Raw genomic sequence first — 17,094 nt, 5'->3', positions numbered from 1 at the left:
CGAATGACCGCGCCCCGCAAGCACCCCGCCCGCAGGCACCTGACCCGGGCCGACCTCGCCCCCCTCGCCCGCGCCGCCGCCGGAGGCCACCGCACCCTCGCCGCCGTCACCCGCCTCCACGGCGGCACCAAGAAGGGCGTCTACCGTCTCGCCTTCGACGACGACTCCACCGCCGTCGCCTACGTCTGGTCGCCGGACGAGGACTACTGGGACGCCGCCCCGCCCGACCTGCGCGACCCCTTCTCCCACGGCACCGGCCTCGACCTGCTCACGGCGGCCCACGACCGCCTGACCGCAGCCGGCGTCCGCACGCCCCGCCTCCTGCACGCCGACGCCACCCACACCCATCTCCCGGCCGACGCGGCGATCGTCGAGGACGTCACCGGCGGCAGCCTGGAGGAGGCCCTGGACCGCGACCCGGAAGCGGGGGCCGAGGCCCTGGCCCGCCTCGCCGAGCAGCTCACCGCGCTGCACGCGCACGAGGGCCCGACCTTCGGCAAGGTCGCCGCGGTCGACAACGGCGTTGCCCCGGACGCCGGTTCATGCGAACAGCGCGTCACGGACGGCGCGCTGCGCGACATCGAGGAGATCGCCGTACGGGATCCGAGGGCGGCGGCAGCACGGGACCAACTGGCGGACGCCGTACGGTCATCGGCCTCCGAGGTCCGTCCCCGCACCCGCCACACCCTCATCCACGGCGAACTCGGCCCGGACCACGTCCTGTTGACCCCCGACGGCCACCCGGCACTCATCGACATCGAAGGTCTGCTGTACTTCGACGTGGAGTACGAGCACGTCTTCCTCGAGCTCCGCTTCGGCCCGCACTACGACGCCCTGCGCACCCCCGGCCTCGACGAGGACCGCCTCCGCCTCTACGGCCTGGCGATGCACCTGTCCCTGGTCGCAGGCCCCCTCCGCCTCGTCGAGGGCGACTTCCCGAACCCGGGCTGGATGCGGGAGATCGCGGAGTACAACCTTCTCCGGGCGCTGGAGTTCGTGGCGCGATGACCGCCATGCACACTTTCCTGGTGGTGGCGACCGCGCTGGTCGTGACGGCCCTGGCCGTGATCGGCCTCGCGGGGATCGTCAAGGAGTGGGCGCCGCCATGGGGCCGCGCGGTACTGCGGCCGAGGCTGTGGGGCGCCGGCGCGCTGCTCGCCGCCATCGGCGCGGGCGTCTTCAGCTTCCTCGGCCCCCTGGACGGGCCGCACGGCGGCTTCGGGCCCCTGCCGTGGGTCGGCTGGGTCGCCTTCATGGGCGGCCTGGTGCTCCAGCACCTCGGCCTGCGACCCGGCCGTACCCACGCGCCGGCCGCTACGACGAAGACCGTCTCCTGATCTTCGACCCCAGCCACACCAGCGGGTCGTACTTGCGGTCAACTGCCCGTTCCTTCAAGGGGATCAGCGCATTGTCCGTGATCTTGATGCCCTCGGGGCAGACCTCCGTGCAGCACTTGGTGATGTTGCAGTAGCCGAGGCCGTGTTCGTCCTGGGCGGTCTTCTTGCGGTCGAGCCCGCCCTCGGCGGCCGCGTCCAGCGGGTGCATGTCCAGCTCCGCCACCCGCATCAGGAAGCGCGGCCCGGCGAACGCCGGCTTGTTCTCCTCGTGGTCGCGCACGACATGGCAGGTGTCCTGGCACAGGAAGCACTCGATGCACTTGCGGAACTCCTGCGAGCGGTCCACGTCCTCCTGCATCATCCGGTACTCGCCGGGCCCCACACCCTCCGGCGGCACGAACGCCGGAACCTCGCGCGCCTTGGTGTAGTTGAAGCCGACGTCCGTGACCAGATCCCGTACGACCGGGAAGGCCCGCAAGGGTGTGACGGTGATCGTCTCCTCCCGTGTGAAGACCGACATGCGCGTCATGCACATCAGGCGCGGCCGGCCGTTGATCTCGGCGGAGCACGAACCGCACTTGCCCGCCTTGCAGTTCCAGCGGACCGCCAGGTCCGGTGCCTGGGTGGCCTGGAGGCGGTGGATGATGTCCAGCACCACCTCGCCGTCGTTGACTTCGACCTTGAAGTCCTCCAGGCCGCCGCCCTTGACATCGCCCCGCCACACCTTGAAGCGGGCCTCGTAGCTGCTCACTCGTACAGCTCCTCTTCGGCGAGGTACTTGACCAGCTCCTCCTTGTCGAAGAGGGCGAGCAGGTCGGCGCGGATGGGGTCGGTGGTCTCTCGGGTGAGGGCGATCTGGCCGCGGACGGGGTCCGTGGCCGCCAACCCGCCCGTGGGGTCGGTCAGTCGGCACAGCAGGTTGATGTTGCGCCACTTGCGGTCCATCGTCGGGTGGTCCTCGCGGGTGTGGCCGCCGCGCGACTCGGTGCGCTCCAGCGCGGCCCGCGCCACGCACTCGCTGACCAGCAGCATGTTCCGCAGGTCCAGCGCGAGGTGCCAGCCCGGGTTGAACTGGCGGTGCCCCTCGACGCCGGCCCGACGGGCCCGTACGCGAAGATCGGCCAGCTTCTCCAGGGCCTGCGCCATCTCGGCCTCGCGGCGGATGATGCCGACCAGGTCGTTCATCGTCTGCTGGAGTTCCTGGTGGAGGGTGTACGGGTTCTCCGGCGGGCGTCCGTCCTCCTCGCCGGGGGCCGGGCCCTCCGCGGAGAAGGGGCGCAGTGCCTCGGCCGCCGCCGTGTCGATCTGGACTTCGTCCACCGGCGGCCGCCCGTCGGCGAGGCCCGTCGCGTACTCGGCCGCGTGCCAGCCCGCCCGGCGCCCGAACACCAGCAGGTCGGAGAGCGAGTTCCCGCCGAGCCGGTTGGAGCCGTGCATGCCGCCGGCCACCTCGCCGGCCGCGAACAGCCCCGGCACCCCGCGCGCCGCCGCCGTGTCGGACTCGACCGCGATACCGCCCATCACGTAGTGACAGGTCGGCCCGACCTCCATGGCCTCCGCCGTGATGTCGACGTCCGCCAGTTCCTTGAACTGGTGGTACATGGAGGGCAGCCGGCGCCGGATGACCTCGGCGGGCATCCGCGTCGACACGTCCAGGAAGACCCCGCCGTGCGGGGAGCCGCGGCCCGCCTTCACCTCGGAGTTGATCGCGCGGGCGACCTCGTCGCGGGGGAGCAGCTCCGGGGGACGCCGGTTGTTGTCCGGGTCCTCGTACCAGCGGTCGCCCTCCTCCTCCGACTGCGCGTACTTCTCCTTGAAGACGTCGGGGATGTAGTCGAACATGAACCGCTTGCCGTCGGAGTTCCTGAGCACGCCGCCGTCGCCGCGCACCGACTCGGTGACGAGGATGCCCTTCACCGACGGCGGCCAGACCATGCCCGTCGGGTGGAACTGCACGAACTCCATGTTCAGCAGCGGCGCCCCGGCCAGCAGTGCCAGCGAGTGGCCGTCGCCCGTGTACTCCCACGAGTTCGACGTCACCTTGAAGGACTTGCCGATGCCACCGGTCGCGATCACCACGGAGGGCGCTTCCAGCACGAAGAAGCGGCCGGTCTCACGCTCGTACGCGAAGACCCCGGAGACCCGCGAGCCGTCCTTCAGAACCCGTGTGACCGTGCACTCCTGGAAGACCTTCAGCCGCGACTCGTAGTCGCCGGTCTCCTTCTTGTCCTCCTGCTGCAGCGAGACGATCTTCTGCTGGAGGGTGCGGATCAGCTCCAGGCCCGTACGGTCGCCGACGTGCGCGAGGCGCGGGTACTCGTGGCCGCCGAAGTTGCGCTGGGAGATCTTCCCTTCCTTCGTACGGTCGAAGAGGGCGCCCCAGGTCTCCAGCTCCCACACCCGGTCCGGGGCCTCCTGCGCGTGCAGTTCGGCCATCCGCCACTGGTTGAGGAACTTGCCGCCGCGCATGGTGTCGCGGAAGTGCACCTGCCAGTTGTCGTGCTCGTTGACATTGGCCATGGCCGCCGCGATGCCGCCCTCGGCCATCACCGTGTGCGCCTTGCCGAACAGCGACTTGCAGATCACGGCCGTACGGGCGCCCCGCTCCCGCGCCTCGATGGCGGCGCGCAGCCCGGCGCCGCCCGCACCGACCACGACGACGTCCCACTCCTGGCGGTCGACCACGGACATCAGAAAAACCTCGGATCGTCGAAGGCGCCGGACGCCAGCAGATAGACGTAGAAGTCGGCGAGCGCCACGCTCACCAACGACGCCCAGGCGAGCAGCATGTGACGGGCATTGAGTTTCCCGACGAACTGCCAGGCCTTGTAGCGCACGGGGTGCTTGGAGAAGTGTTTGAGCTTGCCGCCGACGATGTGCCGGCAGGAGTGGCAGGAGATCGTGTACGCCCAGATCAGCGTGATGTTGACCAGGAAGACGAGGGTGCCGAGGCCCATGTGGCCCCAGTTCTCGTCCGTGTCCCGGAACGACAGCACGGTGTCGTACGTCAGGATGCCGGCGACCAGGATGGCGGCGTAGAAGAAGTACCGGTGGATGTTCTGCAGGATCAGCGGGAAGCGGGTCTCACCGGTGTACTTCTTGTGCGGCTCGGCCACCGCGCAGGCCGGGGGCGAGGCCCAGAAGCCCCGGTAGTAGGCCTTGCGGTAGTAGTAGCAGGTCAGGCGGAAGCCCAGCGGGAAGATCAGGATGATGATCGCCGGGGAGATTCCCCACCAGCTGCCGAAGAGGTCGGCATTGGGGCCCGAGGGCATGTCCTTGCAGTTCTCCGCCAGACAGGGCGAGTAGAACGGCGAGACGTACGGCGCCGAGTAGTAGTCCGCGTTCGCGAAGGCCCGCCATGTCGAGTACACGATGAACGCCAGCAGTCCGGCCGCGGTGGCGGCCGGGGCCAGCCACCAGCGGTCGGTGCGCAGATGCGGGGCGTCGATCGCGGCGCGCGTACCGGCTCGTACGCCGCCGCTGTTCAGATGTGGTTCCGTACCAGTGGCCAACTCATGACTCCGGTCGGGTTCAGGGGGCGTGGCGGTCGCGTGCGCCCAGTCCCTCGTCGTCCGTGTCGACCCACAGCGAGGGGTCGTACGGGGTGTCGGGGATGGTGACGAGCTCGGGCTTGCGCTGCGCGGCCGGGGTGCTCGCCGCCTCGCGCAGGAGCGCGACGCTCTCCCGCAGGTGGTCGGCGTCGGCGCGGACGCGGCGCATGTCGAGACCGCCGCTGCCGAGTTGCTGCTCCAGGCGGCCCACCGACCGGGACAGGTCGTCTAGGCAGCGCTGGACTTGCGTCAGGTCGTCTTGCACGGACATGACGTGACCTCACTTCCATGGGCCCTCGGGCCCCAGGTGGCAACGTTCATGCGCCTGCGAGTGTTGCGCGTCACACCTGCCGGTGGGAAGGGATGTGCAGCGATTGGCGGATTGCACGCCTCCAGTGCACGCCTGCAAGCGCTCTGTGTGCGCCGGGGGCGCACGTTGGGCCGTACGAGTGGGCTTCTCCGCGCCTGTCGCCGTGTCGGCGCCGGTCGAAGAACCCTTTCCTCTTCAGTGGGCCGTAGATCTGATCAACTCCAAAATACCGCCAAATGTGATCAGACCCCCACCCGTGTCACCGGCGGGAGCGGCTCCTCGGAGGTAGCAGAGATGTCCCACGACGGCGTCGGACTCAGGCCCGGTGCAGTGATGCGCTCGGTCGCCTTCCTCACTGCAGGGGTGCTAGCGGTGCCCCTGCTCGCCGGGTGCAGTTCCGAGGACAAGGCGGGCAAGCCGCTCGCCGGGCCGCAGATCGTGCCCGTCGCGCGGGATCTGGTCGCCGACGGCGGCACACTGCGGTGGGCCGTGGACGACGTGCCGGAGACCCTGAACACCTTCCAGTCGGACGCCGACGCGACCACCACCCGCATCGCGCAGGCCGTGCTGCCGTCCATGTACCGGCTGGACGGCAGCGGACGGCCCCAGCGCAACGCCGACTTCCTGGAGTCCGCCAAGGTCGTCAAGACCGAGCCCAAGCAGGTCGTCGTCTACAAGCTCAACCAGCAGGCCGTCTGGAGCGACGGCCGGGAGATCGGCGCCGCCGACTTCGCCGCCCAGTGGCGTGCCCTGTCCGGCAGGGAAACCGCGTACTGGACCGCCCGCAACGCCGGCTACGACCGCATCGCGAAGATCGAGCGCGGCGCCAACGACCTCGAGGTCAAGGTCACCTTCGCGCGGCCGTACGCCGACTGGCAGTCGCTGTTCTCGCCGCTGTACCCGAAGGACGTCATGGGCACGCCGGACTCGTTCAACGACGGCGCGCGCAGGAAGCTGAAGGTCACCGCCGGGCCCTTCGCCCTGAAGGCGGTCGACCACAAGAACGCCCAGGTCACCCTGGTTCGCAACGCCCGCTGGTGGGGACAGCCCGCCAAGCTCGCCGAGATCGACCTCCGGGCCGTACCGCTCGACAAGCGGGCGGCCGCGCTGGCCGACGGCGACATCGACCTGGCCGAGGTCGACCCGGCCACCGCCGACCGCATCGCCCTCGCCCACCGCGCCCAGGGCACGGGTACGCCACTGCAGGGCCCGGCCCCGCTCGCGGGCCCCGGCGGCGGCCCCGTCGCCGCGAAGGCGCCCGCTCTCCACGGCACTGCGGACGAACGCCGGCCGGAGGAGCTCCGCGGCTTCGAGGTCCGCAAGTCGCTGGAGCCGGCCTTCACCCAGCTCGCCCTCAACGGTTCCGAGGGCCCCCTGGCCGACGAGCGGGTCCGCAGGGCCGTGGCCCGCGCCCTCGACCGCGAGGAGCTCGTCCGGATGGTGCTCAAGCCGCTCGGGCTGCCCGCGGTGCCCGTCGGCAGCCACCTCGCCCTGTCCGGCCAGGCCGCCTACGCCGACAACAGCGGCGCCCTCGGCGGCCAGGACACCGAGGAGGCGCAGGCGCTGCTCGCCGACGCCGGATGGGTGCGCGGCGGCCCGGTCAAGGAGGAGCCGCCCAAGGAGGAGAAGAAGAAGGGCGAGAAGGCCGCCGGCGCCGAGCACGGGAAGGCCGACGGCGATTCCGAGGAGGAGTCCGAGGGCGGCGACGACGGGACGTACATCGTCGGCGAGGACGACAAGGCGCCCCGGGAGGCCGACCGGGAGAAGAGGGACCCCAAGGACCACAAGAAGAACCACGACAAGGCCGGTGCCTACGCCCCCAAGGGCACCCCCGCCCCGGCCGGTGCCGCGTCCGGGATCCTCGCCAAGGACGGCAAGCCGCTCACGCTCCGCTTCGTGATCCCGTCGGGGACCGGCTCGCAGGCGCTGGGCGCGGTCGCCGACCGGATCAGCAGCATGCTGACGCGCGTCGGCATCCGTACGCAGACCACGAAGGTCTCCGACGACAGCTACTTCAAGGACTACATCGCGTCCGGGCAGTACGACCTCGCGCTGTACTCCTGGCCCGCGACCGCCTTCCCCGCCACCGACGCCCGGCCCATCTACGCGAAGCCGGTTCCGGCTGCCGACGGGTCCCTGAACGTCGAGCAGAACTACACCCGCGTCGGCACCGACCAGGTCGACCAGCTCTTCGACCAGGCCGCCGGGACGCTGGACGGTGACGAGAACCACTCCCTCATCCGCAAGGCCGACTCCCGCATCTGGGCGGCGGCGGGTTCGATCCCGCTGTACCAGCGGCCCCAGCTGATCGCGGCGAAGAAGAGCGTGGTCAACGCGGGTGCCTTCGGTTTCCGGACGCCGCTCTACGAGGACATGGGCTTCCTGAAGAAGGGCGCGAAACCCTCCGCGAGCCCGTCCGGGAACTGAGCCCGCACGGCCCTGCGGAGGCCGCTACCCGCAGGGCCACGTAACATGGGGTGAGGCCGTGGCATGTCAAGCCCGGCAGGGCCCGCGTCACACAGATGTACGCGCAGGTCTTCCTCACACTCCGGGAGAACGCCGCTTTATGGCCACGCGCCACGACATCCGCAACGTCGCCATCGTCGCCCACGTCGACCACGGCAAGACGACCCTCGTCGACGCCATGCTGAAGCAGGCCGGTGCCTTCGCTGCGCACGCCGCCGAATCGCTCGACGACCGCATGATGGACTCGAACGACCTGGAGCGTGAGAAGGGCATCACGATCCTGGCCAAGAACACGGCCGTGAAGTACCACCCGAAGGATGGCGGCGACGTCATCACGATCAACATCATCGACACCCCCGGTCACGCCGACTTCGGTGGCGAGGTCGAGCGCGGTCTGTCGATGGTGGACGCGGTGGTCCTGCTGGTCGACGCCTCCGAGGGCCCGCTGCCGCAGACCCGCTTCGTGCTGCGCAAGGCGCTGCAGGCCCGCCTGCCCGTCATCCTGTGCATCAACAAGACGGACCGCCCCGACTCGCGCATCGACGAGGTCGTGAACGAGGCCTACGACCTCTTCCTCGACCTCGACGCCGACGAGGACCAGATCGAGTTCCCCATCGTGTACGCGTGTGCGCGTGACGGTGTGGCCTCCCTGACGAAGCCCGAGGACGGCACGGTCCCTCAGGACAGCGACAGCCTGGAGCCCTTCTTCTCCACGATCCTGTCGCACGTGCCGGCCCCGGAGTACGACGAGGCCGCGCCGCTCCAGGCGCACGTCACCAACCTGGACGCCGACAACTTCCTCGGCCGTATCGCGCTGCTCCGCGTCGAGCAGGGCGAGCTGCGCAAGGGCCAGACCGTCACCTGGATCAAGCGTGACGGCACGATGTCCAACGTGCGCATCACCGAGCTGCTGATGACCGAGGCGCTCACCCGCAAGCCCGCCGAGATGGCCGGCCCGGGCGACATCTGTGCCGTCGCCGGTATCTCGGACATCATGATCGGCGAGACCCTCGCCGACCCCGAGAACCCGATTCCGCTGCCGCTGATCACGGTCGACGAGCCGGCGATCTCGATGACCATCGGTACGAACACCTCGCCGCTGGTCGGCCGTGGCGGCACCGGCAAGGGCGCGGACAACAAGGCCGCGGTCAAGGACCGCAAGGTCACCGCCCGCCAGGTCAAGGACCGCCTGGACCGCGAGCTGATCGGTAACGTCTCCCTGCGCGTGCTCGACACCGAGCGTCCGGACGCCTGGGAGGTCCAGGGCCGTGGTGAGCTGGCGCTCGCCATCCTGGTCGAGCAGATGCGCCGCGAGGGCTTCGAGCTGACCATCGGCAAGCCCCAGGTCGTCACCAAGGACGTCGACGGCAAGGTCTACGAGCCGGTCGAGCGCATGACGATCGACGTGCCCGAGGAGCACATGGGCGCGGTCACGCAGCTCATGGGCGTCCGCAAGGGCCGGATGGACAACATGTCCAACCACGGCTCCGGCTGGGTCCGCATGGAGTTCGTGGTTCCCTCCCGCGGCCTCATCGGCTTCCGTACCGAGTTCCTGACTCAGACGCGCGGTACGGGCATCGGCCACTCCATCCACGAGGGTCACGAGCCCTGGTTCGGCCAGCTGCAGACCCGCAACAACGGCTCCCTGGTCGCCGACCGCGCCGGCGCCGTCACCGCCTTCGCGATGACGAACCTCCAGGAGCGCGGCGTGCTGTTCACCGACCCCGGCACCGAGGTGTACGAGGGCATGATCGTCGGCGAGAACTCGCGCTCCGACGACATGGACGTGAACATCACCAAGGAGAAGAAGCTCACGAACATGCGGTCCTCCTCGGCCGATTCGTTCGAGGCGATCGTCCCGCCGCGCAAGCTCTCGCTGGAGCAGTCGCTGGAGTTCTGCCGCGACGACGAGTGCGTGGAGGTCACCCCGGAGGCCGTTCGCATCCGCAAGGTGAACCTGGACGCCCGCGAGCGCGCCCGCGCCGCGAGCCGCGCCAAGCACGGCTGACAACAAGCCACTTCGAGCCCGGGCGCTCCCATCTTGGGAGCGCCCGGGCTTTTTGCAACTCATTTTCCGTCGGCCGGTGTCCGAAATGCGGAATGCTGCGCCCGATAGCCATGTAACACGTCCGTTTCGTGGGCTTCTTCTCCCGAACGGTTTGTCCAGTTTTTGGAAGATGTACGCGCCAGCTGTGACTGAATTGAGATTTAAAGACGGTGGTCGGCCTCTGGCCAATGGCAGATAGTTAGCCGCGTAGCGCTCGGGTCAATGGGTCTCGCGCCGCGGGGGCGGCGCCGACTCACGAGCACCAGGGGATGTTTGACCCTCCGTCAGGGGTGTCGGGGGGTTCACATGCATCTCCTCCTGTTGGTGAACACGTGGAGTCATGAGGAGGAGTCCCATGCGCGGTGTCACGAGCACCAGGTGGGTCACACGGTCTTTCGCAGGTAAGTGCCCTCCCGTGTACGGCAGTTCACTCTGAGGATTTCACCGGCCGGTCAGTGCGGGCCCATGCCTACGCGCGTCCGGCTGCGGGTTTCCCCCCATCCTCGGGGTGCCCTGACGCTTCCACACCCACACCTGTGAAATGGGCGAACTGTGACAAGTCCTATCGACGTTGAGGGCGGCGGGACGTCGGTCGTCGTCGACGGCGCACCACAGCCTCCGGAGACGGCCGAGGCCGCGAAGCTCGAGGGCCGGTCCCCCGGCCAGCTGATGTGGATCCGCTTCAAGCGCGACCGCACCGGCGTGATCTCGGCGTTCGTCGTCCTCTTCTTCTTCGTGATCGCGGCCGCCGCGCCGCTGATCTCGAAGCTGTACGGCAAGAACCCGTACACCGTCTACGCGGACGAGCGCCCCGAACTCTTCGACAGCGCGGGTGTGCCGGTCCAGCCCAACGGCGGTATCAGCAGCGAGTTCTGGTTCGGCCTCGAACCGGGCAACGGCTACGACGTGTTCACCAAGCTGATCTACGGCATCCGCACCTCGCTGATGATCTCCGTCGCGGTCACCGTCGCCGTCGTCGTCACCGGCATCCTCCTCGGCGTCACGGCGGGCTACGTCGGCGGCAAGACCGACTACGCGATCGGCCGGGTCATCGACTTCCTGCTCGCCTTCCCCTCCCAGCTGTTCTTCATCGCCAGCATGCCGGTCGTGGTCTCCCTGTTCGTGAGCCCGCGCGACGAGACACCGACCTATGTGCGCGTGGTCGCGCTGATCGTGGTGCAGTGGGTGCTCGGCTGGATGAGCCTCGCCCGCATCCTGCGCGGCACCACACTCGCCCTGCGGGAACGGGAGTTCATCGAGGCGGCCAAGGTGAGCGGGGCCTCGCCCTGGCGGATCATCCGCAGGGAGATCCTGCCGAACGTCGTGACACCTCTGCTGGTGCAGTCGACGTATCTGCTGCCGAACTTCGTGACGATCGAGGCCGGCCTGTCGTTCCTCGGCGTCGGCATCGTCGAGCCGACACCCGACTGGGGCCAGATGTTCTCCAAGGCCTCGACCGAGCTCGTGCTGCAGAACGACATCACCTACATGTTCTTCCCCGGCGTCTCGATGATCATCTTCGTCGTCGCGTTCAACCTGCTCGGGGACTCGGTCAGGGACGCCTTCGATCCCAAGTCGGCGCGCTGACCGGCCAGTTCGAGGGCGTCCTCGCCCGGATCCGCACGGCCATTCCCGCATTCCATATCGCACATTGCACTGGTGACACACAGATGGGTGGAAACTTCGTGATGAGTAGGGGCGGACGCCACGCATACGCCGCTTTGTCCGTGCTCGCGGCCGGGGCACTCGTGCTCACCGGTTGCAGCAAGGGCGGCAGCGACGCGAGCGACAACAACAAGCAGGACCAGGAGAACGCCAAGCGGCAGCAGTCGTCGATCAAGTTCGGCGACGCGGCGGACTCCCAGGGACCCGCGGCTGCCGTGAAGGGCGCCAAGTCGGGCGGCACGATGGAGGTGCTGCAGCGCGACAGCTTCGCCCACCTCGACCCCGCGCAGATCTACGTCTCCGACGAGATGGCGCTCTCCCAGCTGATCCACAGAGGCCTCACCGGCTACAAGGCGAGCGACAACGGCAAGGCGCACGAGGTCGTCGGCGACCTCGCCACCGACTCCGGCACCACCACGGACGGCGGCAAGACCTGGAAGTACACGCTGAAGGACGGCATCAAGTTCGCGGACGGCACCGCGATCACGTCCAAGGACGTCCGCCAGACCTTCGAGCGGCAGTTCGCGTCCTTCGTCAACCAGGGCCCGACCTACATCCAGCAGTGGCTGGCCAACACCTCGGGCACCGAGTACCGCAAGCTGCTGCCGGACGGCCCGTACAAGGGCAAGCACCTGCCGGACAGCATCCTGCAGACGCCGGACGACAAGACCATCATCTTCAAGTTCAAGTCGGCGCACCCGGACCTGCCGTACGCACTGGCCATGGCCGGCTACTCCGTCGTGTCGGCCAAGGGCGACACCAAGGAGAAGTACGACAAGAACCCGGTGACGACCGGTCCCTACAAGATCCAGTCGTTCAAGTCCGGCAAGTCGATGGTGCTCGTGAAGAACACCAACTGGGACCCGAAGACGGACCCGATCCGCAACCAGTACGTGAACCAGTGGGACTTCACGTTCAACCAGCAGTTCGAGCAGTCCACCAAGGCGCTCCTCGCCGACAGCGGCGCCGACCAGGCCGGCATCAGCCTCAGCAACCAGGTCGACGCGGGCAACCTGTCCAACGTGCTCAAGGACCCGAAGATGAAGTCCCGCACGATCTCCGGCTACCAGCCGTACGTCGGGCAGATGAACATCAACATGAGCAAGCCGGAGCTCAAGGACATCAACGTCCGCAAGGCCATCGCCTACGCCCTGCCGGTCACGCCGTTCGTCCGCGCCTACGGCGGCACCGACGCCATGGAGGTCGCCGGCGGTCTGATCAGCCCGACCGTCAGCGGCTACGACGCGAGCTTCGACCCGTACGGCAAGAAGAAGAAGCCCGCGGGCGACCCGGCCAAGGCCAAGGAGCTGCTGAAGAAGGCCGGCAAGCTCAACATGAAGCTGACCTTCGGCTACATCAACACCCCTGAGGGCCAGCAGTACTCCACGGCCATGGCGGCGGGTCTGAAGAAGGCCGGCTTCGACGTCCAGCGCCAGGAGATCCCGGCCGAGTCGTACTACGACCAGGTCAGCAAGGTCGACAACAACTACGACATCTTCCACACCGCGTGGGGCGCCGACTGGCCGTCCTCCTCGACGGTCATCCCGCCGCTGTACGACGGCCGGCTGATCGCCGACGGTTCGTCGAACTACTCGCAGGTCAACGACGAGCACGTGAACAGCGAGATCGACCGCATCAACAAGATCACCGACCCGGTGAAGTCCGCGGCGGAGTGGGAGAAGCTCGACAAGTACCTCCTCACCAAGGTGGTGAACGAGGTCCCGACCGCGTACTACAAGCAGGTCCAGATCGCCGGTTCCAAGGTCGGCGGCTTCGTCTACGACGACGTGATCGGCGGCGTCGACCCGCGTCGCCTCTACATCAAGTAACCCTGTCCGCCCGGTACCCGGTGCGTGAGCCCTCAGCGGCACTCGTACCGGGTACCGCCGGGCCCGTCGACGTCAGAGAGCTGCCCCTGTCATGCTGCGCTTCCTCGTCCGCCGGTTCCTCGGTTCCGTCGTCATCCTGTTCCTGCTGAGCATCGTGACGTTCCTGTTGTTCTTCGGGATGCCGCGCGACCCGGCGCTGCTGATGTGCGGCAAGACGTGCAACCCGACGAGCCTCGCGAACATCCACCATGTGCTCGGCCTCGACAAGTCGATTCCCGAGCAGTACGGGATCTTCCTGCACAACCTCGTCTTCGGCAGCAACCAGTTCGCCCAGGGCCCGTGCCCCGCTCCGTGCTTCGGGTACTCGTACCACACCAACGACCAGGTCTGGTCGACCCTGCTGGACCGGCTGCCGATCACCGTCTCGCTGACCCTCGGTGCCGCGGTGGTCTTCCTCTTCGTGGGGCTCGGCACCGGCATGCTCGCGGCATGGAAGCGCGGGACCCTACTGGATAAAACGGTCACCGCCGGGTCCATGGTGCTCAGTTCGATGCAGATCTACTTCCTGGGACCGCTGGCGCTGGCCGCGCTCGTCTACCAGACGCACATCTTCAGCAAACCCGCCTACAACGACTTCACCGCCGATCCGGTCACCTGGTTCGCCGGGCTGATCATCCCGTGGGTGGTGCTGTCGACGATCTTCGCCTCGCAGTACACCCGTATGGCGCGCTCGTCGATGATCGAGCAGCTCCAGGAGGAGCACGTCCGCACCGCCCGCGCCAAGGGCATGTCCCGCAAGTACGTCTTCTTCCGCTACGCCTGGCGGGGTTCGCTGATCCCGATCGTCACCATCTTCGGCATCGACCTCGGCTCGCTCCTCGGCGGCGCCATCATCACCGAGTACACCTTCGGTCTGCCGGGGCTCGGCCATCTCGCCGTGGACGCCGTGTCGTTCAGCGATCTGCCGCTGCTGCTGGGCGTGATGCTGTTCTCGGCCACCATGATCCTTCTGTTCAACATCATCGTCGACGCCTGTTACGCCTTCATCGACCCGCGCGTGCGGTTGTCCTAGGCCGGGTATGAGGAGACTGTCGTGACCACTGTGACCAAGGAAGCCGGGGCACCCGTACCGGCCGACGAGGGCGCCTTCCTCTCGGTGCGGGACCTGCACGTCAGCTTCAAGACCGAGGACGGCATCGTGAAGGCCGTCGACGGGCTCTCCTTCGACCTGGAGAAGGGCAAGACCCTCGGCATCGTGGGCGAGTCGGGCTCCGGCAAGTCCGTCACCAACCTGACGGTCCTCGGGCTGCACAACCCGATGTTCACCACCGTCGAGGGCGAAATCCTCCTGGAGGGCCAGGAGTTGACCACGGCCCGGGAGTCGGAGCTGGAGAAGCTGCGCGGCAACAAGGTCGCGATGATCTTCCAGGACCCGCTCACCGCGCTGTCGCCGTACTACACGGTGGGCCGGCAGATCGCCGAGCCGTTCATGAAGCACACCGGCGCCTCGAAGAAGGCGGCCTGGGAGCGTGCGGTGGAGATGCTCGGCAAGGTCGGCATCCCCAACCCCAAGGAACGGGCCAAGGACTACCCGCACCAGTTCTCCGGCGGTATGCGCCAGCGCGCGATGATCGCCATGGCGCTGGTCTGCGACCCCGGCCTGCTGATCGCCGACGAGCCGACGACGGCCCTCGACGTGACGGTGCAGGCCCAGATCCTCGACCTGCTGAAGAGCCTGCAGCAGGAGTTCGGCTCGGGGATCATCTTCATCACGCACGACCTCGGTGTCATCGCCGACATGGCCGACGACATCATGGTGATGTACGCGGGCGGCGCGGTGGAGCGCGGCACCACCGACCAGGTCCTGCGCTCGCCCCAGCATCCGTACACCTGGGGCCTGTTGAACTCCATGCCCCGCCTGGACTCGGACCTCGACTCCCCGCTCAACCCGATCCCCGGCGCCCCGCCCTCCCTCCTCACCCCGCCGTCCGGCTGCCGTTTCCACCCCCGGTGCACGTTCCAGGACCGGGTCGGCGGCACCCGCTGCATCACCGAACGCCCGCTCCTGGCCCCGGACCGCGCCTCCGCGTGCCATCTCACGGCCGAGCAGAAGCGCACCATTTTCGTGGAAGAGATCAAGCCCCGTCTGGGCTAGGAGGAGACGTCATGACAGAGGACCTCGTCCTCCCCGCCCCGCGGGAAGCAGGTGCCGGTCCGGACGGCGAGCCACTGCTCGAAGTCTCGGGCCTGACCAAGCACTTCCCGGTCAAGGGCGGCTTTCCGATCCGCCGTACGGTCGGCGCCGTGCAGGCGGTCGACGGCATCGACCTGACCGTGCACGTCGGCGAGAGCTTCGGCCTGGTGGGCGAGTCCGGCTGCGGCAAGTCGACGACGGGCCGCCTGATCACGCGGCTGCTGGAGCCGACGGCCGGGACGATCTCGTACCGGGGCAAGGACATCACGCACGCCTCGCGCAAGCAGATGGCGCCGATCCGGTCCGAGATCCAGATGATCTTCCAGGACCCGTACTCGTCGCTGAACCCGCGGCAGACGGTCGGCAAGATCATCTCGGGTCCGATGGAGATCAACGGCATCGAGCCGGAGGGCGGCCGGGAGAAGCGCGTACGCGAACTCCTGGAGATCGTCGGCCTGAACCCGGAACACTTCAACCGCTTCCCGCACGAGTTCTCGGGAGGTCAGCGCCAACGCATCGGCGTGGCAAGGGCGTTGGCCCTGGAGCCGAAACTGATCGTGGCGGACGAGCCGGTGTCGGCACTCGACGTCTCGATCCAGGCCCAGGTGGTGAACCTCCTCCAGAAGGTGCAGGAGGAACTGGGCATCGCGTTCCTTTTCATCGCCCATGACCTGGCGGTCGTACGGCACTTCTCGCAGCGGGTGGCGGTGATGTACCTCGGCAAGATCATCGAGATCGGCGATCGTACGTCCATCTACACCCGCCCCCGCCACCCCTACACCCATGCCCTGCTGTCCGCGGTCCCCGAGGTGAGCCTGACGGAGGGCCAGGACGCGGCCGGTCGGGAACGCATCCGCCTGGCCGGCGACGTCCCGTCCCCCATCTCCCCGCCCTCCGGCTGCCGCTTCCGCACCCGCTGCTGGAAGGCCCAGGACAAGTGCGCCGCCGAGGAACCGCCGCTGATCCAGCTCTCCGGCAACCACGACGGCCACCTGACGGCCTGCCACTTCCCGGAGGAGCCGACGATCGAGGCGCGGGACGAGGACATCGTGCTGGACCCGGCGCTGGCTGCGCTGGAGGAGGGGGCGGAGGACTGACGGGGCCGCGGCTGCCCACGCTCTGCCGAACGACCAAGAACCCGGCACGACCACGTTCCCGCCGGGCGCGACGACGCCCCGGAGCGCTGGACGAAGAGACCCGGGACCGGTCGGAGGCCGCATGCCGACCCGAACGACCGGTCCAGGGAGGGCAGTTGCTGCACCATGTCGAGCTCTGGGTGCCTGACCTGGAGCGGGCGGCCGGGGCGTGGGGATGGTTGCTGGAGCGGCTGGGATACGAGCCGTACCAGGACTGGCCGGACGGGCGCAGCTGGCGGATGGGGGAGACGTACATCGTGCTCGAACAGTCCCCTGCCCTGCGCCCCGGTACCGGCCACGACCGCATGCGACCCGGCCTGAACCACCTGGCCTTCCACGCCCCCGGCCGCGCGGCGGTCGACGCCCTGGCCGACGCGGCGCCCGGCCACGGCTGGACTCTCCTCTTCCCCGACCGTCATCCTTATGCGGGTGGACCCGAGCACTTTGCGGTGTACCTCGAGGACGAGGACGGGTTCGAGGTGGAGGTGGTGGCTCAGGGGGTGCCACGGGCTGTGGGGACCGGCTTCTGAGTTGGCTGGTTCGGAGTCTGCGTCGGGTG

The 17,094-nt window shown here is 68.4% G+C and carries 14 protein-coding genes; 10 read left to right on the top strand and 4 right to left on the bottom strand.

The window, feature by feature from the left end; genetic code table 11:
- Positions 1-3 precede the first annotated feature (3 nt).
- Both ABZ880_RS22850 and ABZ880_RS22845 read left to right on the top strand, forming a co-directional pair.
- On the top strand, positions 4-1,008 hold the full coding sequence (locus ABZ880_RS22850) for an aminoglycoside phosphotransferase family protein (RefSeq protein WP_361265885.1): 1,005 nt from the start codon (positions 4-6) through the stop codon (positions 1,006-1,008).
- Positions 1,005-1,337 carry a hypothetical protein gene (locus ABZ880_RS22845; RefSeq protein WP_361265882.1) on the top strand — a complete coding sequence of 111 codons (333 nt, stop codon included), beginning with the start codon at positions 1,005-1,007 and terminating at the stop codon, positions 1,335-1,337. Before ABZ880_RS22850 ends, ABZ880_RS22845 begins: the two co-directional genes overlap by 4 nt.
- Here the strand turns inward: ABZ880_RS22845 and ABZ880_RS22840 are convergent.
- The 4 genes from ABZ880_RS22840 to ABZ880_RS22825 are packed head-to-tail and all read right to left on the bottom strand — an operon-like array spanning position 1,315 to position 5,159.
- Positions 1,315-2,088, bottom strand: a complete 774-nt coding sequence (locus ABZ880_RS22840) for a succinate dehydrogenase/fumarate reductase iron-sulfur subunit (protein WP_361265879.1) — start codon at positions 2,086-2,088, stop codon at positions 1,315-1,317. The genes ABZ880_RS22845 and ABZ880_RS22840 overlap by 23 nt on opposite strands.
- Complete coding sequence (locus tag ABZ880_RS22835) at positions 2,085-4,028, bottom strand: fumarate reductase/succinate dehydrogenase flavoprotein subunit (RefSeq protein WP_361265876.1); 1,944 nt, start codon at positions 4,026-4,028, stop codon at positions 2,085-2,087. Before ABZ880_RS22835 ends, ABZ880_RS22840 begins: the two co-directional genes overlap by 4 nt.
- Positions 4,028-4,849 carry a hypothetical protein gene (locus tag ABZ880_RS22830; protein ID WP_361265873.1) on the bottom strand — a complete coding sequence of 274 codons (822 nt, stop codon included), beginning with the start codon at positions 4,847-4,849 and terminating at the stop codon, positions 4,028-4,030. Before ABZ880_RS22830 ends, ABZ880_RS22835 begins: the two co-directional genes overlap by 1 nt.
- Positions 4,850-4,868: 19 nt before the next feature.
- Positions 4,869-5,159 (bottom strand): hypothetical protein, encoded by a 291-nt coding sequence (locus ABZ880_RS22825; protein ID WP_361265870.1) that lies wholly within the window; start codon positions 5,157-5,159, stop codon positions 4,869-4,871.
- A gap of 333 nt (positions 5,160-5,492) precedes the next feature.
- On the opposite strand from ABZ880_RS22825, the gene ABZ880_RS22820 reads away from it, so the two are divergent.
- From ABZ880_RS22820 to ABZ880_RS22785, 8 genes are all read left to right on the top strand, one after another.
- Entirely contained in the window at positions 5,493-7,625 is a 2,133-nt protein-coding gene (locus ABZ880_RS22820) for an ABC transporter family substrate-binding protein (RefSeq protein ID WP_361265867.1), read from the top strand.
- 139 nt (positions 7,626-7,764) lie between these two features.
- A complete protein-coding gene (typA, locus tag ABZ880_RS22815; protein WP_361265864.1) occupies positions 7,765-9,672 on the top strand; it encodes a translational GTPase TypA in 1,908 nt (635 codons plus the stop codon).
- 591 nt (positions 9,673-10,263) lie between these two features.
- A complete protein-coding gene (locus tag ABZ880_RS22810) occupies positions 10,264-11,298 on the top strand; it encodes an ABC transporter permease (protein ID WP_361265861.1) in 1,035 nt (344 codons plus the stop codon).
- Between the two features lie 101 nt (positions 11,299-11,399).
- Positions 11,400-13,205: an ABC transporter substrate-binding protein gene (locus tag ABZ880_RS22805; RefSeq protein ID WP_361265858.1), complete on the top strand. Its 1,806-nt coding sequence runs from the start codon at positions 11,400-11,402 to the stop codon at positions 13,203-13,205.
- Positions 13,206-13,296: 91 nt separating this feature from the next.
- Positions 13,297-14,277, top strand: a complete 981-nt coding sequence (locus ABZ880_RS22800; RefSeq protein WP_361265855.1) for an ABC transporter permease — start codon at positions 13,297-13,299, stop codon at positions 14,275-14,277.
- Between the two features lie 21 nt (positions 14,278-14,298).
- A complete protein-coding gene (locus ABZ880_RS22795; RefSeq protein ID WP_361265852.1) occupies positions 14,299-15,360 on the top strand; it encodes an ABC transporter ATP-binding protein in 1,062 nt (353 codons plus the stop codon).
- Between the two features lie 11 nt (positions 15,361-15,371).
- Positions 15,372-16,496 (top strand): oligopeptide/dipeptide ABC transporter ATP-binding protein, encoded by a 1,125-nt coding sequence (locus tag ABZ880_RS22790; RefSeq protein WP_361265849.1) that lies wholly within the window; start codon positions 15,372-15,374, stop codon positions 16,494-16,496.
- Positions 16,497-16,651: 155 nt separating this feature from the next.
- Entirely contained in the window at positions 16,652-17,065 is a 414-nt protein-coding gene (locus tag ABZ880_RS22785) for a VOC family protein (RefSeq protein WP_361265846.1), read from the top strand.
- The last annotated feature ends 29 nt before the right edge of the window (positions 17,066-17,094 follow it).

Source organism: Streptomyces sp. NPDC047043 (assembly GCF_040644055.1).
In the GTDB taxonomy this organism is placed as follows: domain Bacteria; phylum Actinomycetota; class Actinomycetes; order Streptomycetales; family Streptomycetaceae; genus Streptomyces.
Note: the sequence above shows the minus strand (reverse complement) of the source record. Positions and strands in the feature narration are given on the sequence as shown.